19 protein-coding genes are annotated in these 22,074 nt (G+C 54.8%); 15 read left to right on the forward strand and 4 right to left on the reverse strand.

The annotated features are described in order from the left end of the window. Positions 1-127 precede the first annotated feature (127 nt). The gene (gene xth, locus GM557_RS03005; protein ID WP_155572902.1) at positions 128-919 is read right to left on the reverse strand and encodes an exodeoxyribonuclease III; all 792 of its coding nucleotides are present in this window, start codon (positions 917-919) and stop codon (positions 128-130) included. A gap of 26 nt (positions 920-945) precedes the next feature. Next, positions 946-1,281, reverse strand: coding sequence for an iron-sulfur cluster assembly accessory protein (locus tag GM557_RS03010; RefSeq protein WP_099026155.1), 336 nt, complete (start codon positions 1,279-1,281; stop codon positions 946-948). Positions 1,282-1,435: 154 nt separating this feature from the next. Here GM557_RS03010 and GM557_RS03015 point away from each other — a divergent pair, with 154 nt between their 5' ends. The 9 genes from GM557_RS03015 to GM557_RS03055 all read left to right on the forward strand — a co-directional run bounded on the left by GM557_RS03015 (position 1,436) and on the right by GM557_RS03055 (position 10,949). Continuing rightward, positions 1,436-2,605 (forward strand): deoxyguanosinetriphosphate triphosphohydrolase, encoded by a 1,170-nt coding sequence (locus tag GM557_RS03015; RefSeq protein WP_155572903.1) that lies wholly within the window; start codon positions 1,436-1,438, stop codon positions 2,603-2,605. A 76-nt stretch (positions 2,606-2,681) separates the two neighbouring features. Then, positions 2,682-4,493 (forward strand): arginine--tRNA ligase, encoded by a 1,812-nt coding sequence (gene argS / locus GM557_RS03020; protein WP_155572904.1) that lies wholly within the window; start codon positions 2,682-2,684, stop codon positions 4,491-4,493. Positions 4,494-4,496: 3 nt separating this feature from the next. Continuing rightward, on the forward strand, positions 4,497-5,501 hold the full coding sequence (locus tag GM557_RS03025; RefSeq protein ID WP_155572905.1) for an SPOR domain-containing protein: 1,005 nt from the start codon (positions 4,497-4,499) through the stop codon (positions 5,499-5,501). 18 nt (positions 5,502-5,519) lie between these two features. Further along, a complete protein-coding gene (locus GM557_RS03030) occupies positions 5,520-6,281 on the forward strand; it encodes a ScpA family protein (RefSeq protein ID WP_266137607.1) in 762 nt (253 codons plus the stop codon). After that, positions 6,274-6,912, forward strand: coding sequence for an SMC-Scp complex subunit ScpB (gene scpB / locus GM557_RS03035; protein ID WP_155572906.1), 639 nt, complete (start codon positions 6,274-6,276; stop codon positions 6,910-6,912). The genes GM557_RS03030 and scpB overlap by 8 nt, the downstream gene beginning before the upstream one ends. A gap of 15 nt (positions 6,913-6,927) precedes the next feature. Next, complete coding sequence (tatB, locus tag GM557_RS03040; RefSeq protein ID WP_155572907.1) at positions 6,928-7,536, forward strand: Sec-independent protein translocase protein TatB; 609 nt, start codon at positions 6,928-6,930, stop codon at positions 7,534-7,536. 92 nt (positions 7,537-7,628) lie between these two features. Continuing rightward, positions 7,629-8,402 (forward strand): twin-arginine translocase subunit TatC, encoded by a 774-nt coding sequence (gene tatC / locus GM557_RS03045; protein ID WP_230873269.1) that lies wholly within the window; start codon positions 7,629-7,631, stop codon positions 8,400-8,402. Positions 8,403-8,431: 29 nt separating this feature from the next. Further along, positions 8,432-9,697 (forward strand): serine--tRNA ligase, encoded by a 1,266-nt coding sequence (serS, locus tag GM557_RS03050; RefSeq protein ID WP_155572909.1) that lies wholly within the window; start codon positions 8,432-8,434, stop codon positions 9,695-9,697. Positions 9,698-9,842: 145 nt separating this feature from the next. Next, positions 9,843-10,949, forward strand: a complete 1,107-nt coding sequence (locus GM557_RS03055) for a hypothetical protein (RefSeq protein WP_155572910.1) — start codon at positions 9,843-9,845, stop codon at positions 10,947-10,949. A gap of 66 nt (positions 10,950-11,015) precedes the next feature. Here GM557_RS03055 and GM557_RS03060 read toward each other — a convergent pair whose 3' ends face one another. Next, the gene (locus GM557_RS03060; RefSeq protein WP_155572911.1) at positions 11,016-13,508 is read right to left on the reverse strand and encodes a helicase-related protein; all 2,493 of its coding nucleotides are present in this window, start codon (positions 13,506-13,508) and stop codon (positions 11,016-11,018) included. A 193-nt stretch (positions 13,509-13,701) separates the two neighbouring features. Between GM557_RS03060 and GM557_RS03065 the strand changes: the two genes are divergently transcribed. Genes GM557_RS03065 through GM557_RS03075 form a run of 3 tightly spaced genes read left to right on the forward strand, consistent with a single transcriptional unit; the run spans position 13,702 to position 18,162 of the window. Beyond that, positions 13,702-14,595: a ferredoxin--NADP reductase gene (locus GM557_RS03065; protein WP_155572912.1), complete on the forward strand. Its 894-nt coding sequence runs from the start codon at positions 13,702-13,704 to the stop codon at positions 14,593-14,595. Between the two features lie 46 nt (positions 14,596-14,641). Then, positions 14,642-16,033: a glutathione-disulfide reductase gene (gorA, locus tag GM557_RS03070; RefSeq protein ID WP_155572913.1), complete on the forward strand. Its 1,392-nt coding sequence runs from the start codon at positions 14,642-14,644 to the stop codon at positions 16,031-16,033. 26 nt (positions 16,034-16,059) lie between these two features. Beyond that, entirely contained in the window at positions 16,060-18,162 is a 2,103-nt protein-coding gene (locus GM557_RS03075; RefSeq protein WP_155572914.1) for an FUSC family protein, read from the forward strand. A gap of 29 nt (positions 18,163-18,191) precedes the next feature. On the opposite strand, the gene GM557_RS03080 is transcribed toward GM557_RS03075, so the two are convergent. After that, positions 18,192-18,629, reverse strand: a complete 438-nt coding sequence (locus GM557_RS03080) for a hypothetical protein (RefSeq protein ID WP_230873249.1) — start codon at positions 18,627-18,629, stop codon at positions 18,192-18,194. Positions 18,630-18,869: 240 nt separating this feature from the next. Between GM557_RS03080 and GM557_RS03085 the strand changes: the two genes are divergently transcribed. From GM557_RS03085 to GM557_RS03095, 3 genes are all read left to right on the forward strand, one after another. Next, entirely contained in the window at positions 18,870-20,246 is a 1,377-nt protein-coding gene (locus GM557_RS03085; RefSeq protein WP_155572915.1) for a class II 3-deoxy-7-phosphoheptulonate synthase, read from the forward strand. Between the two features lie 153 nt (positions 20,247-20,399). Continuing rightward, entirely contained in the window at positions 20,400-21,479 is a 1,080-nt protein-coding gene (locus tag GM557_RS03090) for a nicotinate phosphoribosyltransferase (protein WP_196424609.1), read from the forward strand. Beyond that, a complete protein-coding gene (locus tag GM557_RS03095) occupies positions 21,476-22,030 on the forward strand; it encodes a hypothetical protein (RefSeq protein ID WP_230880583.1) in 555 nt (184 codons plus the stop codon). Before GM557_RS03090 ends, GM557_RS03095 begins: the two co-directional genes overlap by 4 nt. The last annotated feature ends 44 nt before the right edge of the window (positions 22,031-22,074 follow it).

Genomic DNA, 22,074 nt, shown 5'->3' on the forward strand with positions numbered 1-22,074 from the left:
CACGAATATGATGGCTTATTTGGGTGGAGCGAACAAGCGATATTTACTGTCTTGTAATTATTTGTCCATCTTAGCAGGGGGGCGTTTAGAGTATGGCGCCGCCCTCGCTTTTGGAGTGAAAGGTTGTTTATTCATGAGAGGATTGGGCGGTGTCTAATTTTACCACCACCGGTACATGGTCGGAGGGTTTGTCTCGGCCGCGTTCGTCTTTGTCGATGGTGAAGCTGGTGAGGCGGTCGGCAAGGCGGGGGGAGAGGAGGGCGTGATCAATCCGTAAGCCGGAATTACGTTGATATGCCCCTGCCTGATAGTCCCAGAATGTATAATGTTGCCCGGTAGGGTGTAGGCAGCGCAGTGCGTCTGTCAGGCCGGACCATAGCAGACGGCGGAAGCCTGCGCGGCTTTCTGGGTGGAGGAGGGCATCATCGGGGGAGAGAGCTTTGGGGGCGTAATCTTCATCCGTTGGGCAGACATTATAATCACCAATAAAGGCGAAGGAGCGTCCCTTTTGCTGCAAAGCACGGGCGCGATGATAAAGGGCGTCAAAGAAGTTTAACTTCTTAGCAAAGCCGGCCTCTCCGCCAGAATTGCCATTGGGGAGGTAGAGATTACCAATGGTCACATCGTCTAGCTCAGCCTCGATGTAACGGGCCTCGTCACTTTCAAAACCGGGGAGGTGGTCGGTCGTGATGGTTAGAGGGGCGCGGCTGATGAGGGCAACTCCGTTATAAGCCTTCTGCCCCGCGATAGCGACATGAAAGCCAGCCTCCTCAAAGAGAGGGGGGAATTGGTGGGCTTCGCATTTAATTTCTTGCAGGCAGAGCAAGGTACAGGCTTCATTGCGGTCCAGCCAGTCTTTTACCAGATGGGCACGGGTGCGGATGGAGTTGATGTTCCAACTGGCAAAGGTCAGGGACATAGGGTGTGAGGTCTCCAAAAAGGGCGTTAGGTGAGGGAGAAACTACTGCCACACCCGCAAGATGAGGCCGCATTGGGGTTTTTAACTGTAAAATGCGCGCCCATGAGTTTATCAACAAAATCTAGCTCTGCCCCTTCGAGGAGGTCTAGGCTTGTAGGGTCAACAAAGACGCGTGCGCCGTCTTTTTCAATTAAATGGTCATCGCTTTCTCGCTCTTGCACAAGCTTAAATTGATATTGGAAGCCATTGCACCCGCCCGCGAGTACGGCAACACGCAGGGCGGTGTTTTCAGGCTGGGGTTGCTGGCTAATAATCTCTGCGATACGGGCCGCTGCCGCGGGGGAAATGCCAAACTCGGCCATGAGATATGCTCCTTATCATCACAAAAACGCTTACCATCGCGGCAGAAATGGTTGCGGAACGGTTGACACTATAAAATTGGACGCCAAGAATCAAAAGCTGAAAGGCTGTGTAGTTATAGCAGCCTACATATGGATATGGGGACAATAGAGCATAATGGCTAGATACGCTGTACAGTTGCAAGGCGCGCGCGGGCGACAATTTGCAGAGGAGGAAAGCTCTACCCGCACCCCGTGGCAGCGTGATCGTGACCGTGTGTTACATTCGGCGGGGTTTCGTCAGCTGCAATATAAGACGCAAGTTTTTTTGAATCATGAAGGTGATTTTTTCCGCACAAGGCTAACTCATTCGCTCGAAGTCGCACAAATTTCCCGCTCTATTGCCCGGACATTGGGGGTGAATGAGGATTTAACAGAGGTTATCGCCCTCGCGCATGACCTTGGCCATACGCCTTTTGGTCATGCTGGGGAGGATGCGTTGCAAGAGGCGATGAAGGATTGGGGTGGGTTTGACCATAACATCCAATCCTTACGGCAAGTGACGGAGATTGAAGCGCGATATAATGGTTTTGATGGCTTGAATCTGACATGGGAGGCGTTGGAAGGGCTGGCAAAACATCACGGCCCTGTAAAACGACCCTCCCCGTGGCTGGTGAGTTTTGATGACCGTTACCCGTTAGAGTTGGAATGTTATGCCTCTGTAGAAGCGCAGATTGCTGCTATTTGTGATGATGTCGCTTACCATGGGCATGACCTTGATGATGGCTTGCGGGCGGGCTTGCTCAGTTTTGAGGATATTGAATCCGTCCCACTTTTAAAAACCTGCCTTGAGGAAGCGCGTGCGCTGGATTGGTCCGGTCATGGGGCGTTTGACCGTGACCAGCGTATTCGGCATGAGACGGTGCGGCGGGTGATTAATCGCTTAGCGAGTGACCTGATTGAACAAAGCCAGAAGAATTTAGCCGCGTTAGACCCGCAAAATGCGGATGAGGTGCGCCATGCAGGCCGGGCGATGGTGGAGTTCTCGCCTGAAATGGCCGAGCGGAATAAGGAGATACGCAAGTTCCTTTATGCGCGGATGTATCGGCATTGGCGTGTACAGCGGATGACCCGTAAAGCGCGTATCGCTTTGGGAGATATTTGCACTATTTTGGGTAATGAGCCGGAGCTATTGCCAACGCCATGGCGGGAGCAAGCTTTGCCAAGCAAGAAAAAAGGGTACGAGGCCGCCTCGCGCCGTGTAGTTGCCGATTATATCGCGGGGATGACGGATCGTTTTGCGATGGAGGAACATCGCCGGCTGATGGATATTTCCGTTTTAGGGTAAGTGCGGTATCAGGGACGGAAGAAAGACCAAGCCGTAAGAAGGGCTTTGGCAGGTTTTAAAGGGAATAATATAGATTATGGCAGCTCTTGCCCCGACAGCATCATCTCCAGATTGTCTTTTTTCCGTCATGCGCGAGAAGGTCGTTGCGGCTCTCAAGACCGTATTGCCTGACCTGCCAGATGATGTTGCTGCCCGTGTGGAGGTCACTCCCCCGCGTGATGCGTCTCATGGGGATATGGCAACGAATGCGGCCCTTTTGGCAGCAAAGCCAGCTAAGCGGAAACCCTTTGAGATTGCTAAAGAGCTTGTCGCGCAGCTAGAGGCTTTGCCTGACATCGCCCATGTAGAGATGGCAGGCCCTGGCTTTGTGAATATGACCTTAAAGCCTGCTTTGTTTCATGATGTCGCAAAAGCTGTTCTCAAGCGCGGGGCGGCTTATGGGCAGTCCCGCTTAGGGGCGGGGAAACGTGCGAATGTGGAGTATGTTTCGGCTAATCCGACCGGGCCGATGCATGTTGGCCATTGCCGTGGGGCTGTGGTGGGGGATGCACTAGCGAACCTGCTAGCAGCAGCGGGTTTTAACGTCACGCGGGAATATTACGTTAATGATGCTGGGGCGCAAGTTATTGCGCTAACATGGGCGGCTTATTGGCGGTATCTTCAGGCTATTGGTACGGAGATTCCGGCTGATGAGTTTGGGGCTTTGGCCCCGAGTGGTCTGCAATATCAAGGTGATTATCTCATCGCTGTGGGGCAGGCTTTGGCCAAAAAACATGGCCGTGCCCTTGCCGGGGCTGATGGGGGTGTTGCCCCAGAGAATGCGTGGTTTGAGACCGTGCGGGCGGAAGCTCTCGCCCAGATGATGGGGATGATTAAAGAGGACCTCGCAGCTTTAGGGATTGAGCATGAAATCTTTAGCAGTGAGGCAGAGATTTTAAAGAGCGGGAAGGTGGATGCGGCCATCGCTCAGTTGGAAGCGCGCGGCCTGCTTTATGAAGGCGTGTTAGAGCCTCCAAAGGGTAAGAAGCTCGAGGATTGGGAGGCGCGCCCTCAGACGCTTTTCCGCTCGACAGAGTTTGGGGATGACCAAGACCGCGCCTTGCGGAAGTCTGATGGGTCGAACACATATTTTGCCAATGATGTCGGCTATCATGCTGATAAAGCATCCCGTTCGGACCTTTTGATTGACGTATTGGGGGCTGACCATGGCGGCTATGTCTCGCGGATGCGTGCAGCCATTACGGCGTTGACGGAGGGTAAGACGGCTTTTGAAGTCGTGATGTGCCAGATTGTGCGTGTCGTAAAAGATGGCGAGCCAGTGCGTATGTCCAAACGGGCTGGCACCTTTGTGACCTTGCGGGATTTGATTGATGAAGTCGGCAAGGATGCCGTGCGTTTTACCATGCTGACCCGTAAAGCCGATGCGCAGATGGAATTCGACCTCAATGCCGTTGTTGCGCAGACGCGGGATAACCCGGTCTTTTACGTCAATTACGCTCATGCACGTTGTCGGTCTGTTCTACGGTTGGGGGAGGAGCGTTACGGGGCGGAGGCTATGACAGAGGCCGCCCTTGCAGGGCAGGATTTATCTTCCCTTACAGCGGATGAGGAATTAGCCGTCTTACGCCGCATTGCAGAATTGCCCCGCCAGATCGAGGCCGCTGCTCTTGCGCGGGAGCCGCACCGTATTGCAACCTATTGCATTGACCTTGCGGCGGACTTCCATGCGCTTTGGAATCGCGGGCGTGAGGAGACGAGCTTGCGCTTTATTCAAGATGATGCCCCAGAGGCGAGTAAGGCACGCTTGGCCCTTGTTGCGGCCATTGCGGCGACATTGCGCATCGGGCTAGGGCTTCTAGGTGTTGAGGCGGTAGAGGAGCTACGCTAAGCCATGGCTAGGCCGGATGATGAGTATGAGGATGACACACCCCCACAAGGGCGCGAACGCTTAGCTGGTGGGGCGCAGCGGCCGCCGCGCAGAGAGCGCAACGTGCGTGGTGGCGATGCAGCGGGTCGTGCGGGGTTTGTCTCATCATTTCTAACAGGTCAATTCGGCACGCGTGGTTTGATGATTCTTGCCCTTGCGGGAGCGGTCTTGCTGCTTGTGATTGGCGGGGTGTGGAATTGGGTTGTGGGCAGTCATCCCGCTGGTGTGCCTGTGATTGGCCCGCCGCCTTATGCTGTGAAGGATCGCCCCGCTGACCCCGGCGGTATGATGATTATGGGGGATGATACAACCAAAAGTGACGTTACCGGTCGCGGTGCGGTGCATTTAGCCCCCCCGCCAGAACAGCCCGATGCGGGCTTGCTTGCGGGACGGTTGGACCAGCCTGCAACCAATGGAGAGGAGAAAGTAGCAGCCTCTGACGCTACCGCTCATAAAGAGGGTGAAGCCTCGTCACTGTCGGAAACGAAGCCGCCGTCTGGGGCAGATAATGCGGAAGCTCCCCCTATGGATGGGGAAACAAAGACCGAGGCGAAGCAAGAGGCTGTGAAAGCTCCAGCAGCGCAAACCTCAGCCGTTCAGGAAGGGGAGCTTCCTCCCCCGGCAAAAGTTGCTCCCTTGCCACCGGCTATACCCGATAATGCAGCAGGGCAGGGGAAAGAGGCCAAGGCGGCGCAGGCCGAAGCACCAGCCCCGGCCTCTGCGACATTGTATGAGGTACAGCTTGCTGCTTTACAAAATGAGGCGCAAGCCCGGCAGGAATGGGCGCATCTGCGTAACCGCTTGCCAGACCTTTTAGGCGGGCGTGAGCCTATTTTGCGGACGGTGGAGCGCGATGGTAAGCACTTCATCCGTTTGCGGGTGGGAGGCTTTGCTGACCGGGCAGCGGCGCGGCAATTCTGTGTGAAGCTGCATGCGCAAGCGCAGGCTTGTGCTGTGGTGACAAACTAACGCAATGGCCTATCGCTTGTGAGTGACGCATTGCATTTGGTGTTGGAGGGGTTTGAGGGGCCGTTGGACCTCCTTTTAGACCTTGCGCGCTCTCAGAAGGTGGACCTCCAGAAAATCTCCATTCTGCAACTCACAGAGCAATATCTGGATGTTGTAGAGCGCGCCCGCCGTGGGGCGGAGGCGTTACGGTTGGAGATAGCGGCGGATTGGTTGGTCATGGCGGCGTGGCTCGCATGGTTAAAATCTCGCCTTTTGCTGCCATCTGCTACGCAGGATGATGAGGCGGAAGATGCCGCTGGGCAGTTGCATGAGCGGTTGATTGACCTAGAACAGATGCACCGTGCTGCGGCATGGTTGGAGGAGCAACCGCGCTTAGGGCGTGATGTGTTTGCCCGACCAGAGCCGGAAAATCATACGCGTATTGAGATGGCCCCGCTCAAGGGGGATATGCTGGCTTTGGTTCTGGCTTATCTTGCTGCGCGGCGGCGGAGCGGGCGCAAACGCTCTTATTCTCCACGCGTGGCGCGGTATTGGAGCATCCAGCAAGCGCGCTCTGCACTCGCACGGCTTTTAGGGCGGGCGCATGTGGCCGGGTGGCAATCTTTGGCGTCTGTTTTGCCAGAGCTAACAGAAGGCGGCCCCCTTAGCCAGCGCGCCGCCCTCGCTGGGGCTTTGATGGCTGGGTTGGAGATGGCCCGTGGGGGGCAGGTGGAGTTACGGCAGGAAAATGCGTTTGGCGTCATCGAATGGCGGCAGAGAGAGGAGAGCGGGCATGAGTGAGCGTGAGATGCCGTCAACCATGCTGGAGATTCCGCCGGACATGGTGGAGCATGATAGAGGCGCAATGGCCGTTAGCTTTGTAGAGGCTCTGCTATTTGCCAATGCGGGGCCGGTTTCTGCCAGTGCTATTGTGGCGATATTGCGGGAGCAAGGGTTAGAGGAACAGGCAGATAATCCCGGTGCTGTTCTTGATGGGCTGGCCCAGCGTTATAAAGGCCATGCGGTGGAGCTTCAGGCGGTATCTGGTGGTTGGCAATTACGGACACGCGCTATGTTTGGCCCCGCCCTTGCGCGGGTGATTGAGCGACCAAGGCGGTTGAGCCAAGGCACGTTGGAGGCTTTGGCGATTGTGGCGTATCATCAGCCTTGCACGCGGGTGGAGATTGAGACAATACGCGGGGTACGGCTTGGGCAAAGTATTCTTGATACATTGCTTGAGGAGGGATTGATAACCCCTAAAGGGCGTAAAGAGGTGCCGGGGCGGCCTGTTCTTTGGGGGACAACGCCACAATTTTTACGGATTTTTGGCCTTGCGAGCCTTAATGACCTCCCCAGACGGGAAGAATTGCTCTTTGAGCCGCCTTCCGATGAGGGGGGAAGTGAGCTAGAAGAAACCATTCGGCCTTCATAAGGGGGAGATGGGACGATGTTTGACCTGAGCTGGACGGAAATTGCCTTATTGGTGATTGTAGCACTCGTCTGTATTGGCCCTAAAGACCTCCCCGTGGCGATGCGGACGCTCTCTAAGACGCTTAAAGCCATTCGGAAGATGGGGGCGGAGTTTCAGCATCATATTGATGAGATGGTTAAAGAGGCCGATCTCAGTGAAGCACGAGATCAATTACGAGAGATTAGGCAATTTAGCCCACGCGAGCAGTTACGCAAGGCGATTGACCCTGACCGCACATTAGAAAGGCAAATAGGAGGTAGCCCTCAGGAGGGGATGCCTATGGCACCGCCGCCCCCTCCACCACCCCCGCCTCCACCGCCTGCACCGGGGAGTGAGGAGTTAGGACAGCCGCGTTCTTATACAAACCCCCAGCCGCATAATGCCCGTATGCAAGAGCAAGCCGCAGCGTTGGAGCGCGCGCCCGCACTCCTCCCCCCGACGACGGCTCTACGCTTGATTGAAGAAGCACGTTATTGGCATCGTCCTGCTTTCTTGCCGCCTGAAATTGCTTTGCATCATGGTAAACGTACGACCATTCTTGCGCCATCACAGCCTCATAAAACGAGGGAGACAGCGACCTCATGACCCAGCATGACCCCTCTAAAATAAATGAGCCGACCTCCCAACCCCTCCCCACAGCAGAAGTGCAGGATAATGGGGCTGTAGAGGATAAACCTATGCCGTTGCTGGAGCATTTGATGGAGCTTCGGCGACGGTTAATTTGGTCTTTAGCGACTTTTGTAGTGGCGTTTTTGCTATGTTATCACTTCTCGGGTGAGATTTACCGCTTTCTGGCCGCCCCTTTAGCGAGCATCATGCGGCAGAAGGGTGAGCAACCGCATTTGATTTACACAGCCCTTTATGAGGCTTTTTTTACCTATGTGCGTGTAGCGGTTTTTGGGGCTTTCTTCCTCTCCTTCCCGATGATTGCTATCCAGGCATGGATATTCATCGCACCGGGTTTGTATAAGAATGAGAAAAAGGCCTTCGCGCCCTTTTTGATTGCCACACCGGTGTTGTTTGTCGCAGGGGGGGCGTTGGCCTATTACCTCGTCTTCCCCTTTGCGTGGAAGTTCTTCCTCTCCTTCCAACAATTAGGGGGGGCGAATCAGATGGGCATAGAGCTGCAAGCGCGTGTCTCGGAATATCTTAATCTCGTCACCAAGATGATTATGGCCTTTGGGATTTGCTTTGAGCTCCCCGTGATATTAACCCTCCTTGTTCGGGCCGGGCTTGTGGGGACGGGGCAGCTAAGGCGTGTTCGCCGTTATGCGTATGTGGCGGCTTTTGCGGTTGCAGCGGTATTGGCCCCGCCGGATGCAATTACGATGCTGGGCCTCGCTATCCCGCTTGTAGGGTTGTATGAGGTCTCTATCCTAACCGCTCGCTTGGTAGAGCCTAAGCCTATCACCGCTGATGATGACGATGAGACCTCATCCACCCTCCCATAATTAAGAGCTTATACGGAGTATCTGACCTTATGCACGACCTTAAAGCCCTACGCGCTGATCCTGCTGCTTTCGATGCCGCTTTGGCACGGCGTAACCTCCCTGCTGTGGCGGAGAGTTTGGTGAAAGAGGATGAACAACGCCGGGCGGCTTTAGCTGCATTGCAGGAGGCCCAAGGGCAAAGGAAAGGCTTGGCAAAAGAGATTGGCCAAGCCAAACGGGCAGGGGAGGATACAACCGCCATCGAGGCCCGCGGTGCGGCATTGCGGGAACAGATTGCTGAGTTAGAGGCCCGTGCGAGCGAAATCCAAGCGCGCATTGATGGTGTCCTCCAACGCTTGCCAAACCAGCTTGATGCTTCCGTGCCTGATGGCAAGGATGAGAGCGATAATGTCGTGGTGCATCAACGCGGGGAGGTGCCGTCCTTTGCGTTTGAGGCCAAACAACATTTTGAGCTTGGTGAAGCTTTGGGGCTGATGGATTTTACCGCGGCGGGTAAGATTGCAGGCTCGCGGTTTGTGATGTTGCGTGGAGCCCTAGCGCGGCTAGAGCGGGCCTTAGGGCAGTTTATGCTCGATGTGCATACGGGGGAGTTTGGTTATGAGGAGGTCACTGTACCGCTTTTGGTGAATGAAGCGGCTATGTATGGCACGGATAAATTACCCAAATTTGCGGAAGATTCGTTCCATACAGATGATGATCGTTGGCTCATCCCTACGGGGGAAGTGCCGCTGACAGCCTCAGTTATGGGGGAGATTCTCACGGCGGAGAGTTTGCCACGGCGCATGACAACCCTCTCCACCTGCTTCCGCTCTGAGGCTGGCTCTGCGGGGCGGGATGTGCGGGGTATGTTGCGCCAACATCAATTTACGAAATGCGAGCTTGTCTCCATTGTCGCACCAGAGGAGAGTGAGGCAGAGCATGAGCGCATGACCCGTGCAGCCGAGACCGTGTTGGAGCGGCTGGGCCTGCCCTTCCGCCGTGTGTTGCTTTGTGCGGGTGATACAGGCTTTGGGGCGGCTAAAACATATGACCTAGAGGCATGGTTGCCAGGGCAGCAAGCATGGCGGGAGGTCTCCTCTTGCTCCAATACGCGGGACTTCCAAGCGCGGCGGATGAATGCCCGTTTGCGTAAGGAGAAGACGATTGCCTTTGTGCATACACTAAATGGCTCCGGTCTTGCGGTGGGGCGGGTGATGATTGCCCTGATGGAAGTGTATCAGCAGGAGGGTGGCAGCATCATCGTGCCGGAGGCCTTGCGCCCTTATATGGGGGGTATTGATGTTATTCGTTCGTAACCTATGCAGGTGACGTGTGCGACCCCTTGTTTTTGTTCCTCTTTTTGCTGGTAGGCTTATAAGGGGCTGTGATAAGTTAACAGCATTATAATTTTTGATGCACCGGGGGTGGTATATCCTCAGTGTTATATTTTCGGGATAAAGTATGACCTTGCTTCGTTCTATGGGGCGTGTGTTGGCGGTTAGTGCGCTTGCTCTTACGTCCTGTGCGTCTTCAGTCGGTCCGCATAATATGCGGCGGGACCGCTTGGATTATGAAAGGGAAATGAGCCGACAGCAGAATCAGGAGATGCTCTTTAACATTGTGCAGCTCCGTTATTCTCTGTCGCCGACCTTGATTGAGACGACGCAAATCATCTCGGCTTACACAGCTGAGACGAGTTCTAGCGCGAATATTAGCGGTACGCCGTGGATTCAAGGAGCAGGTGGGTCGCTGGGTGGCTCTTTAGGCTATTCCTATAGTGATAGCCCGACTGTGACGTATCAGCCTGTTTCTGGTGTGCAATTCTCGGTGAATATTTTGCGGCCGATTTCGCCACAGACGCTTCTTCCGTTGATTTCCAGCGGGTTGCCGGTGGATACATTATTGCAAATGACGATGCAATCTATCGGCCCGGCGAGCAATACAACTAGCACGATTGCAGGGACGGAGGGTAAAGAAGCCTCCATCCGCTTTACGTATTTACTGCGCGCGTTGCGTAAATTGCAGGCTGGTAATGCGTTGAGTATCCGTAGCGTTGCCCCTACACCCGCAACAAAGACACAGCCAGCCCAGCCAGAGCGGACCTTTATTCTCTTACCTAAGAGCAGTTCTCCAGAGATTACGGAGTTGCAGAACCAAGTGCGCCAAGCTTTGCAACTCCCCGCAGGCAGCGATCAAGCTGAGGTTATTTATGGCCGTACGGCGGATCATCCCGGCCAGGTGGCAATGGTGACGCGTTCCATGTTGTCCATTTGGGAGGACGTGGCCAGTACGATGGAAGTGCCCAAAAAAATGGTAGAGAAGGGCATTACAGCTCCCTCTGTTGTGCGTGGTCCTAATGAGCCGCAACCAGCGATTCTCATCCATTGTAGCGCAGCGCGCCCGGGTGATGATGTCGCTTATACAGCTGTGGAGTATGAAGGTTCTTGGTACTGGATTGCAAAGAGCGACCTTGCCAGTAAGCTTGCTTTCTCCATGCTGCAATTCATCCATGCGATTGCTGAGACAGCAACGTCTAAGGGGGCGATGGTCACTATTCCGAGCCGGTAAGGTGAGGGTTTAGCGTTGTCGCAAAAAGGGCGTGTCCTACATTTGGGCACGCCCTTTTTTGTGAGGCTAACGCGTTTTGCGTTTGTGATGTGGTTTTTTAGAGCTAAAGCTATTTTTCTTACCATGAGAGGCTTTATGATGGCTGCGTCCTCCTGTATGGGGTTTTGGGTGATGCTCGCCCCGGCGGCCCTGATGGCGGCGGGAGGTCTCGCGCATCCGGCTTTGAGTGCGGAGGACATGCTCAATCCATTCATCTAGGATAGCGGCATTTCGTTCCGCTACGATGAGCTCTGGGTAATTATCGGGGAAGCGCATTGCCAACCACCGCCATGTCACAAGGCGGCGATGGCGTTTTTCAGCGCGTTCTAATTCTTCACGCCCGGCGGTAGAGGCTTGGGGAAGGCGGCCCGTGCCGGGGGGGAAGATGGATTGCCCGCGGGCATGGAGGGCCGCCCATTCTACAAGGCGGGGGATGCCGTTATCGCGTGTGTTGATAGGGCACATGGCGTAGGTCCACCGGGTGGAGAGGTCTAACCCATCCACCCCCTCCAAGGCTGCGGCAATCTCTAACGCTTGCTCCATATCCGCAAGGCGGTAATTGGGGTCATCAGGGCGTAAAACAGCCCGTTTAATGCGGGTTAGCACACCATAGAGGCTGTCTGATTCCATCTCTTGAGCAACGGCTTGCACAATGTCAGCATCAGGCTGCACAAGGGGGCGTAGCTCTAGCATAGGCTCTGGTGGGGCTTCGAGCATATGGCGGATGAAGCTGGGACGGCCCGCCCCTTCTAGCACGCAGACCAAGCCTTCCTCATGTTTACCAAAACGGCCCGCGCGCCCGCCAATTTGCTTGACCTCTTGAGAGACAAGATTGCGCGTTTGCCGCCCATCATATTTGCGCAGCGTGCTGAATACCACCCGGCGAATGGAGAGATTAAGCCCCATGCCAATCGCATCGGTTGCGATGAGGATGTCCGCTTCACCACGGTTAAAGCGTGCTGCCTCGGCCCGGCGGACCTCTGGGCTTAACGCCCCGTAAATAACGGCTACCCGGCGGTTATGGGCCATTAGCTCGGCGCGGAGGTCTAGCACATCCCGGCGAGAGAAAGCGATGAGGGCATCCCCTGCGCGGAGGTCCGTTAAGGCAAGCGTACCCGCAGGGCGTAGCGGGCTTTTACGCTCTAGATGGATCTCATCAACGGGGTCATTACAGAGTTCGGCAATGCGTTTGACGAGGGGGATGCAATCTGCCGCGCCTAAGATGAACACATGGCGGGCAGGCACCCCCATAATGGCCGCTGTCCATGCCGCACCTCGGTCAGGGTCGCTGAGCATTTGGGCTTCATCAATGATGGCCACATCAACAGGGTTGTTAAATGGGCACATCTCCACGGTAGCGGCAAGATGGCGAGCGGTGGGGTCGATGATGCGCTCCTCCCCCGTGGTGAGGGAGGCAGGCACGCCGCGGCTTAGCATAGCCTCGCGGAACTCATGGGCTAAGAGGCGCAGCGGGGCGAGGGCCAGCCCACTTTCTGCTTGGGCGAGGGCCTCTAACGCTGTATGAGATTTGCCGGAGTTGGTCGGCCCTGTCACAAGCGTGATGCGGCGATTAAGCGCGCGTGCCGTGCGGAAATGCGCTGCAAAGCGGTCTAATGCCGCTACACGCGCGATAGCTGCATTGCCTTTGCGGGCTTGGGGGCTATCATCATACTCTTCATCGCGTTTTTGGCTTGTCCCACGTCGCCAGCTATTGAGGAGCGGGCGGCATTTTTTAAGCTCGGCTGGGTCAAAATAGAAAATCTCCAACCCGTCTGGCTGTTGGTCGCGTTTGGCGATGGGGATGCGCTGTTCTGCAATCCAACGTAGGGCTTCGCGGCGGGAGCAATGCAGAAGGGCGGGGAGTTTCTCAAACCCGACAAGTGTGGCTTCCCAGTCTTTAATTTTCTGTAGCTCGCGTGCGCGGCGGGCCTCGGCTTTGGCGCGGATGTCCTCTTGCTCGCGTGCGCGGCGTTCTTCCTCAAGGATCAGCTCATCTTCAAAGCCGAGATCAACCCCACCAAAGGCACGAGCAATGCTGTGGGAGAGACGCTCAATTTGCGCACCAGAGAGGTACGTTCCCGCATCGGCTAGGTCGGCACGCACATCATCAAGGACGCGCAAGGGGGTATCGGCCATATCCCGCCAGCGTTCCTCCAAGAGGCTTTCCAGCACGGCGGCTTGGCCTTCCTCATCAATGAGGGGGTCGTGAATCCGTTCCGCTGCGAGGAGGACATCAGCTTTACGTACCCAAACCGCCCCGCTGCGATGAGCATGGTTCATCATGCTGTTAGCCCAACCACGGCGGCGGACTTGGCAGAGCGCATGGAGGAGCTCGGCTTCATTAATGCTGGTTTTATCAGCCCCTAAACGGCGCGCCACTTGCCGGAGCAAAGCGGCACGTTCACGCGGGGTGATGGCAAGATGCGTGCCAAAGGCTTCTTCAGCCTGTGTTAAGGCGAACTCCGCAGGGGAGAGAGGCGTTGTATTGGCGGAATCATAAGAGGAGGAAGCATCTGTCATAGGGGTGTTTTCGGGAGTGGTGGGTAGGGAAGTCAAGCAAAAAGGCGGGTATGACTGTGTTTGTGATGACAAAAGAGGAAAAGATAGGCATGGTACGGGGCATGATGGGTGGTAATGATGGCCTCTCGCTAGTATCACCCCCTTGAGATAAAAGATTGTGACCTAGCGTCATTTTGGAGAGAAAGACGGATTCATGAGCACACCTTATCCTGCTGAATCAGCTCCGACCCCTGTTATTGCTGAGCCATTGACGGGCCTCGTCCCTTTTGAAGGGTATGAGGGCCAATATCGCCTTGCTGTCCCAACGCAAGAATATGGCCATCTTTATCCGGCCACGGTGAAGCAAGTGCATCATTGGACAAACCGGCTCTTCAGCTTCACCACGACTCGCGACCCCGGTTTGCGCTTCTCCAACGGGCAATTTGCGATGATTGGGATTGAGGTAGAGGGCAAGCCGTTATTGCGTGCTTACTCCCTTGCCTCTGCGAATTATGAGGATCAGATGGAGTTCCTCTCCATTGCGGTGGAGAATGGCCCACTCACTTCCCGCCTGCGCCATGTAAAGGTTGGTGATACGGTATTGATTGGCCGTAAGCCAGTTGGCACTTTGTTGCTCGATAATCTCAAACCGGGGCGGAATCTATATTTCCTCTCCACCGGGACGGGTCTTGCTCCTTTCATGAGCTTGATTAAAGACCCTGATGCATATGATCGCTATGAGAATGTCATCCTCACCCATACAGTGCGTGAGCGTGGGGAGTTGGCCTACCGGGATTACATCACCAATATCCTGCCAAAGCATGAGTTCCTTGGTGAAGATGTTGCTGCGAAGCTGAAATATTATCCCGCTGTGACGCGTGAGGAGTTCCCCGTGCAGGAGCGTATCACGGCATTGATCAATAATGGCCGCATCTTCCGTGACCTGAATATTGATGAGCTAGACCCAGAGCATGATCGTGTGATGATTTGTGGCTCCCCAGAGATGCTTGCAGATACACAAAAACTGCTGGAAGAGCGCGGTTTTGAGGAAGGTAATATGAGCCGCCAAGGCTCTTATGTGGTCGAGAAAGCGTTTGCAGAGCGGTAAAGCCGCGCTGTAAAGGCAGGAGTCTTTGCGGGGAGGGATACACGCTATGCAGGAATTGGATCTCTTTGTCATTGGTGCTGGCTCAGGTGGGGTGCGTTGTGCGCGTATTGCCGCGCAGAACGGGGCCCGCGTGGGCATTGCCGAACGCCGTCATTGGGGTGGGACCTGTGTCAATCTCGGTTGTGTCCCCAAAAAACTGATGGTCTATGCTGCAGAGACAGGCCGTATGATTGAGGATGCCCCAGCTTTTGGTTGGGATGTCCAACGGCCTGAAACATTCGATTGGTATAGCTTCCTTGCCGCGAAAGACCGTGAGATTGAACGCCTAAATGGCATTTACATCTCTATGTTGGAGAAAGCAGGCATCACCCTTTATACGGGGGATGCCCGTCTGATTGATGCTCATACGATCGAGATTGGCCCTTCTGTCCTTGCACCGGATGCCCCGGTACAGCGCGTGCGGGCTAAGAAGATTGTCCTCGCCACAGGTTCGACCCCGATACGGTTGGACATTCCCGGTGCAGAGTTGGCCATTACCTCTGATGAGCTATTTCACCTCCCAGAGCGGCCCCAAAGGGTTGCGATTATTGGCAGCGGGTATATTGGGGTGGAGTTTGCTGGTATCTTAGCCGGTATGGGCTCTCAGGTGGATTTATTCTACCGTCAGACGTTGCCCTTGCGCGGCTTTGATGGTGAGGTCCGCGCTCATCTAAAAGAGTTGATAGACCTATATGGCATTACGCAACATCCCGGCACGAGCCCCGTGCGGTTAGAGGATGTTGGCGGTGGTAAAGCTGTTCGCCTTGTGTTGGATGATGGCACAGCTCATGAGGTTGATGCTGTCATTATGGCAACGGGTCGCCGGGCCGCTATTGATAAGCTAGGCCTTGATTCTGTTGGCGTAGTGATGGAGAAGGGCCATGTTGTCGCTGGGATTGATGGGCGGACGAATATCCCTTCTATTTATGCGATTGGGGATATTCGTGATGAATATAACCTAACCCCCACGGCGATTGCAGAAGGCCATATGTTGGCCGAGCAGCTTTTTAACCCGCAAGGGCGCACATGGTCCTTTGAGACGCTACCTAAGGCGGTGTTCTTCTCCTCCCCTATAGGGGTTGTGGGGCTGAGTGAGGAGGAAGCGGCCCAAAAGCATAACCTCGCTATTTATACATCCACCTTCACCCCCATGCGCCAAACATTGCCGAAACGGGCCGGGAAGGTGTTGATGAAGCTGGTGGTGGACCGCCAGAGCGACATTGTGTTGGGCGCGCATATGGTCGGGCCTGATGCGCCAGAGATTATCCAAATGCTGGCTATTGCTGTAACGGCAAAGCTGACGAAGAAGCAGTTGGACCAAACGATTGCTTTGCATCCTAGCACTGCAGAGGAGTTCGTGACGATGAGAACCCCAACCCGTATGGTGGATAAGCAATAAGGCTTTATTAAAGGGGGGAGATAGGCATGAGTTGGCCCAAGTTACAGCCCACAACTCTGAGTGCCGTTTTCTTCTCCCTTAGAACAACCATCGCCTGCTTAGTCGCTCTTGCCATCGCTTTGAAGATGGAGATGGGCGGGCCGCAATGGGCGGCTATGACGGTGTGGATTGTCGCCCAGAATTCTCGCGGGATGAGTCTCTCTAAAGGGCGGTGGCGTATTGCTGGGACCATGCTGGGGATGGTGGGGGGGATTGGCCTCATCGCCATTGCCCCGCAACATCCATGGATTTTCTTCTTACTTTTAGCAGGATGGGTTGGCTGGTGTACGGGTATTGCCTGTTTGCTGGATAACTTCCGTGGTTATGCGATGGTTCTCGCTGGCTATACGGGGGCCATTATCGCCCTTGCCTCAGCCGAGCAGCCGGATCATGTGTTCTATATCGCCATGGCGCGCGGCTCTTATATTTTACTCGGCGTTGTTTGTGAGATGGTCGCGGGAATGATTGCTGTACCGGGGGCGGACCGTGCGGCACAGGCGGAATTGCAAAAGCGCATTGCAGAGTTGTTGAGCCAAACAGCCATCGCGTTAGGGCAGATTTTACGGCGTGATGATGAGGGGATTAAAGGGCTGACGCGGTTGCTTGGCTCACTTCAAAGTTTTAATGACCAGTTAGAGTTTATCCGTATTGATTCCCGCTTAGCAGGGGAAGATGCGGACCGCGCTTATGTCACGTTAGAGCGTGTAGCTCTTGTTCTTGCACGTGGGGTGGGGCTGAGCTCCCGCCTTGCTTCTGCCTCGCATATTCCAGAGCGTTTAGCCAAGGGGCTGGAGCGTGTTGCTGAGGAAATGGATGACCTCTCCAATTTATTGAAAAAAGACATTCTCCAAGTGGTCGCGGGGTTGGGGCGGTTGGATGTTATGTTGCAGGAGAATCGGGAGGAATTAGAACGTTGCCTGCCGCTGAATGATGATGATTCCATCCAGCAAAGCATCGCCGGGGTGGGGGTGGAAGCCATGTTGGTGGATTTCCGCTCGGCTGTGGAATCCCAATTTGTAGGGTTACAGAAGCGGAAGCGGCATGTCTTGGTGCGGCATCATATTCACCGTATTGCGGATGGGAGGTTGGCCTTTACCAATGCGGTGCGTGCTGCAGTGGCGATGATTTTAGGTGCATTAATATGGGAAGTAACCGCATGGTCCTACGGGTGGGCTTATTTAAGCCTATTGGCTGTGGTTTGCGCCCGTTTCTCCATTATGGATAATATGATCCTAGTGAGTAAATCCTTCTTTTACGGAGCGGTATGGGCGGTATTGGCCAGTATTATTCCCGTCTTTTTTGTAATGCCGCTGACCTCTAATTACCTGGTATTTTCTCTTCCTTTTGCGGTGTTGATGTTTCTAGGTGGGATAGCGTTACGCTATCCCCCTACAGTTGGTATTGCAGCCTCTTATGTTAATTTCTTCCCTTGGGTATTGGGGTTGGATAATCAGGCGCGCATTAATGAGGTAGAGTGGTTTAACCAATCCCTTGCTTTGCTTTTGGCGTTATGCAGTGGGGTGCAGATTTTTAAAACGGTAATGCCATTTTCCACTAAGCAAGCATGGGCGCAGTTACGCCGCCAGCTTGTGGAGGAGATTCGCCAGCTTAAACAGCCTTTGCAAGGCCGTAAGAAAGCTCAAAATGACTGGACAAGCCAAACCACACAACGCATGGAGCAGGTCATACGTTTTGCAGGGAAATTACCCCAGCATGACGTGAATAGTATGGTCCGTGGGACATTGGCGGTGATGACGGTAGGACGGCATCTCATCACCTTGCGGGATTTGGCGTTGCAAAAGCGATTGCCCGAAAATGCGCTACAAACAGGTGAGCAGATGGTGAAAGATATTATCCATCTGACAGAAGCAGGCGGCCATCTTCCGCGCTCTACTAGTAAAGCTTTTTTAGAGGAACAACAGTTCCTAATAGAAAAATACCAGCAAAGCCACAGTACAAGTACAACACGGCATGATCTAGCCGTGGGGATTGGCTCGTTGCGGATTATTCATTTTGAATATATGGCGAGTAGAAACTTCTTCCGTAAGGAATATGAGTTCCTACTCGCACGCGGGCGTAATCGGGGGTAACGCCCTGCTTTTAGAGAGGCACAGGGCGATTAAAAGCCGTTGCCACGCGGGGCAACCCAGCCATTGCCTGTTGCATCGCCCATTTTGCCGCCTTGGATGGGGTTGCTATCTTGATACGCGCTACCGAAATGCCCAAGGTTGCTCCCTGTGACAGCATCTCGGTTAGAGCGCAGATGGGCTTCGTGGTCCGGGTCTGGCCCATTTTCAAATTCTGTGGAGGGCACATCCTGATAACCCGGCGGTGGGGGGCGATGGCCTGTAGCGTGGAAATGCTCACCACCATGGGTGGTAGGTGCTGTGGTTTTTTGTGTCGATTTTTTGCTGCTAACTTTGCTGGAGGAGTCGTCCTGATAAGGGGTGCTAAAATGGACGCTCTGCGCAACAGCGTGAGAGCTAAGAGAGGTGGCAAGCCCCAAGGCTGCGAGTGTTGTCAGCCGCATGAGGGGGAAAGAAAAGCGCGAAGCCATATGTGATTACGTCCTGCGTGGTAAAGCTACTTCTAGGGCATTATACTCGCTATATGGGGCGTAATAATCAAGTTTTTTCAGAGAGAAAGATGGCAGATCTGCGTGAAGATAGCCGATTAATTTGCTGCAAACTCTACCATTTGCAACGTATTTCAGCCATAAAACAAGGTGCCAACAGCCTGATCATGCCCTAAAAGGTATGGTAAATCCGCCCCGTTCCCCATGTTGTAGGAGAGTAAGATGCAGCAGTCAGATAGGCAGAGCAAAGCTTCATGGTCTCCCGAGAGTTGGCGCACGCGGCCCATCCGCCAAGCCCCGCATTATGAGGACCAAAACGCTCTTGCCGAGGTTGAGGCGCGGTTGCATCGCTATCCACCACTCGTTTTTGGGGAGGAGGCGCGCAGGCTCAAAGCGCGGTTAGCAGCGGCTTCACGCGGGGAGGCCTTTGTCTTGCAAGGCGGCCCATGTGCGGAGAGTTTTGGGGAGTTCACCGGCGATATTATTCGCGATACGTTCCGCGTTCTGTTGCAAATGGCTGCCGTGCTGACTTTTTCAGCCAAAGTGCCTGTGGTGAAAATCGGACGCATGGCCGGGCAATATGCGAAGCCGCGCTCTTCTGATATCGAGACACGCGATGGGGTGGAGCTGCCATGCTATCGCGGGGATAACGTCAATAGTCCGGACTTCACCGCTGAAGCGCGTAAAGCAGACCCCGCCCGGATGGAGATGGGGTATTTTCAAGCTGCTGGTGTGTTGAATCTATTGCGGGCTTTCTCCCATGGCGGCTTTGCTAATCTGCATGATGTGCATCGCTGGATGTTGGATTATGTGCAGCAATCCCCCCAAGGGGAGCGTTACGCGCAGCTTGCCAGCCAGATTGAAGGCAGCCTTGCTTTTATGAAGGCCTGTGGTGTGGATGATAATGCCCCTCAATATGATGAGGTGGAGTTCTTTACCTCTCATGAGGCATTGCTGCTGCCTTATGAGCAAGCTTTGACACGTATTGATGAGACGACCGGGCGGCATTATGGCCTCTCGGCTCATTTCCTTTGGATTGGGGATCGCACGCGCCAGCCTGATGGCGCGCATGTGGAGTTCCTCCGTGGGGTGGATAACCCGATTGGGATCAAGGTCGGGCCGACCACCACAGTGGAGGATTTGAAAAAACTCTTAGATATTCTCAACCCAGAGGATGAGGCCGGTCGCATTACCTTGATTTCCCGTATGGGGCATCAAAAGGTGCGGGAGCTTCTGCCGCCTTTATTGGAGGCTGTTTCCCAAACAGGCCGCCGTGTGACATGGGTGTGCGACCCGATGCATGGTAACACCACGACATCCTCCAATAAGTATAAAACGCGTGCGTTTGAGCATGTATTGGGGGAGATTACCGGCTTTATGGATGTGTTTGAGCAAGCAGGGCGTATCCCTGGCGGGATTCATCTGGAGATGACAGGCTATAACGTGACAGAATGCACTGGCGGCCCGCGTGGTTTGACCGATGCTGACTTGCCAACATGCTATAAAACATTCTGTGACCCACGGTTGAATGCGGAGCAATCTTTGGAGATTGCCTTCCAGCTCTCCGAGCGGATGGCGCGTATCTTTGCAAAAGGGTGAGCAGAACGGCCAGCCCATCGCGTGCTGGCGGGCTCTTTATAAGGGAGTGGTCGTGTGAGCAGTTGGAATCAGGCCCTCAAACAGGCAAAAACCCCGCGGCAAGAGTTGGAGACGGCCCAGATTGAGGGGCGGACGGATGCGTATTTTTTAAGAATGCGCGATATTGTCCGCCAGTTTGGGGATAGTCGAGTAACCTATGCCGTCTTTATCCGTCGCCCGGTTGTGGCGGCTTATGGGCTGGCTCTGCGCTGGGTAGAGAATGTTGCCCAGCATCAAGGTTTTGCGGTGGAGATTACAGAGGTCCATCCAGAGGGGACATGGGTCGGGGCGGGTGACCCGCTCTTTTACCTTACAGGCTCGTTGGAGGCCCTTGCGCCGTTAGAGACATTGTTGCTCCAAAAAACAGGGGCGGCTTGTGTTGCGGCACATAACGCGTATCAAATGGCTTTGGCCTTACCCAAAGTGCCCTTCCTCGCGATGGATGCACGCCATTGCGCGGGGGCGGAGATGCAAGAGCTTATGGCTTATGCCGCCGCTGTGGGCTCTCGCGCCGCGCAGAAGGAAGGGGCTGTTGGCTTTATCGGCAATGCGAATCACGACACGGCACGTTTTTTTGGGCAGGAGCGTGGGCTAGGGACGATGCCACATGCCTTTATTGGCTATGCAGGCTCTACCTTGCGGGCCGCAGAAATGTATGTGGAACGCTTCCCCGATGAAGGTTTAACCGTTCTAGTTGATTATTTTGGCCAAGAGGTGAGCGATGCGCTGGCTGTCTGCCGCCGCTTCCCAGAGCGTGCAGCAGCGGGGAATGTGAGTGTGCGGCTAGATACGCATGGCGGGCGGTTTTTAGAAGGGTTAGACCCGCAACGCTCTTATGAAGTGTTGGAGCGTCACACGCCGGGTACGATTCGGCGTTATCGCTCGGAGAAAGAGCTGCGTTATTTGGTGGGGACGGGGGTCTCTGCCGCAGCGATATGGCGGATGCGTGAAGCGTTGGATGAGGCAGGCTTCACAAAGGTAAAGATTATTGTCTCCTCTGGCTTTGGCATCGCTAAATGCACAGCCATGCATGATGCGTCTGCCCCGATTGATATTGTGGGCACTGGGTCTTTTCTGCCTGATCGCTGGTCGGAGACTTATGCAACGGCGGATATTGTTGCTTATGATGAGGTGCCACGGGTGAAGATTGGCCGTGAGTTCCTTTTGCAGAAACTTCAGGAGAGAGCCAAATGATGGATGAGGCTGATAAAGAGGCGCAGCGCGCTTTCATCACTGGTATTCGCGGGGAAGTGAGCGAAGGGGAGGAGCCAGAGCAAGCCGCCACTGCCAAGCCGGGGGAGACTGGCTGGGTGGTGCGTATCCTCGACCAATCCGGGGCGAGTGCGGGTGATGATGACGTGGTGGAGGAGGTCAAAGGTTTTTTAGACCTCGCCCATGCCAATGCTTTTGCGCGTGCTTATGTGCGCGATAGTGTAGAGCGGTGCCGTATCCCCGGGGCTGCAGAGCGCGATGTGCTGGAAAGTTGGTTCGCCTTTGGGGAGAATGCTGAGGTTGTGGATGCTGGTGAGGATGGATGGAAGGCCAGCACGGAGCTGGATGATTTTGTCTCCAGCCCTGCCACTCCGATGGAGCGTGATTGGCGTGCCTTAGACCCGCGCCGCCTTGTTGATGAAGCCGCTCTTGAGGGTTTTTCGAACACTGCGCATGATGATGACCTTGCTGATGAGGATGATGACGAGGCCTTTGTGACGGAAATCATCCGCCGCAAGCAGGCTGAATCCTAACCCTAACGCCGCCCCTTAGTTTTTAGATTTATGAGACCAAAAGA

This window comes from Bombella sp. ESL0385, assembly GCF_009725755.1.
Taxonomy (GTDB): domain Bacteria; phylum Pseudomonadota; class Alphaproteobacteria; order Acetobacterales; family Acetobacteraceae; genus Bombella; species Bombella pollinis.

Excerpts from the sequence above, each read along its gene's own strand:
- xth (WP_155572902.1), bottom strand. The coding sequence starts at position 919 with ATGTCCCTGACCTTTGCCAGTTGGAACATCAACTCCATCCGCACCCGT.
- GM557_RS03010 (WP_099026155.1), bottom strand. The coding sequence starts at position 1,281 with ATGGCCGAGTTTGGCATTTCCCCCGCGGCAGCGGCCCGTATCGCAGAG.
- GM557_RS03015 (WP_155572903.1), top strand. The coding sequence starts at position 1,436 with ATGGCTAGATACGCTGTACAGTTGCAAGGCGCGCGCGGGCGACAATTT.
- argS (WP_155572904.1), top strand. The coding sequence starts at position 2,682 with ATGGCAGCTCTTGCCCCGACAGCATCATCTCCAGATTGTCTTTTTTCC.
- GM557_RS03025 (WP_155572905.1), top strand. The coding sequence starts at position 4,497 with ATGGCTAGGCCGGATGATGAGTATGAGGATGACACACCCCCACAAGGG.
- scpB (WP_155572906.1), top strand. The coding sequence starts at position 6,274 with ATGAGTGAGCGTGAGATGCCGTCAACCATGCTGGAGATTCCGCCGGAC.
- tatB (WP_155572907.1), top strand. The coding sequence starts at position 6,928 with ATGTTTGACCTGAGCTGGACGGAAATTGCCTTATTGGTGATTGTAGCA.
- tatC (WP_230873269.1), top strand. The coding sequence starts at position 7,629 with ATGCCGTTGCTGGAGCATTTGATGGAGCTTCGGCGACGGTTAATTTGG.
- serS (WP_155572909.1), top strand. The coding sequence starts at position 8,432 with ATGCACGACCTTAAAGCCCTACGCGCTGATCCTGCTGCTTTCGATGCC.
- GM557_RS03055 (WP_155572910.1), top strand. The coding sequence starts at position 9,843 with ATGACCTTGCTTCGTTCTATGGGGCGTGTGTTGGCGGTTAGTGCGCTT.
- GM557_RS03060 (WP_155572911.1), bottom strand. The coding sequence starts at position 13,508 with ATGACAGATGCTTCCTCCTCTTATGATTCCGCCAATACAACGCCTCTC.
- GM557_RS03065 (WP_155572912.1), top strand. The coding sequence starts at position 13,702 with ATGAGCACACCTTATCCTGCTGAATCAGCTCCGACCCCTGTTATTGCT.
- gorA (WP_155572913.1), top strand. The coding sequence starts at position 14,642 with ATGCAGGAATTGGATCTCTTTGTCATTGGTGCTGGCTCAGGTGGGGTG.
- GM557_RS03075 (WP_155572914.1), top strand. The coding sequence starts at position 16,060 with ATGAGTTGGCCCAAGTTACAGCCCACAACTCTGAGTGCCGTTTTCTTC.
- GM557_RS03080 (WP_230873249.1), bottom strand. The coding sequence starts at position 18,629 with ATGGCTTCGCGCTTTTCTTTCCCCCTCATGCGGCTGACAACACTCGCA.
- GM557_RS03085 (WP_155572915.1), top strand. The coding sequence starts at position 18,870 with ATGCAGCAGTCAGATAGGCAGAGCAAAGCTTCATGGTCTCCCGAGAGT.
- GM557_RS03090 (WP_196424609.1), top strand. The coding sequence starts at position 20,400 with ATGCGCGATATTGTCCGCCAGTTTGGGGATAGTCGAGTAACCTATGCC.
- GM557_RS03095 (WP_230880583.1), top strand. The coding sequence starts at position 21,476 with ATGATGGATGAGGCTGATAAAGAGGCGCAGCGCGCTTTCATCACTGGT.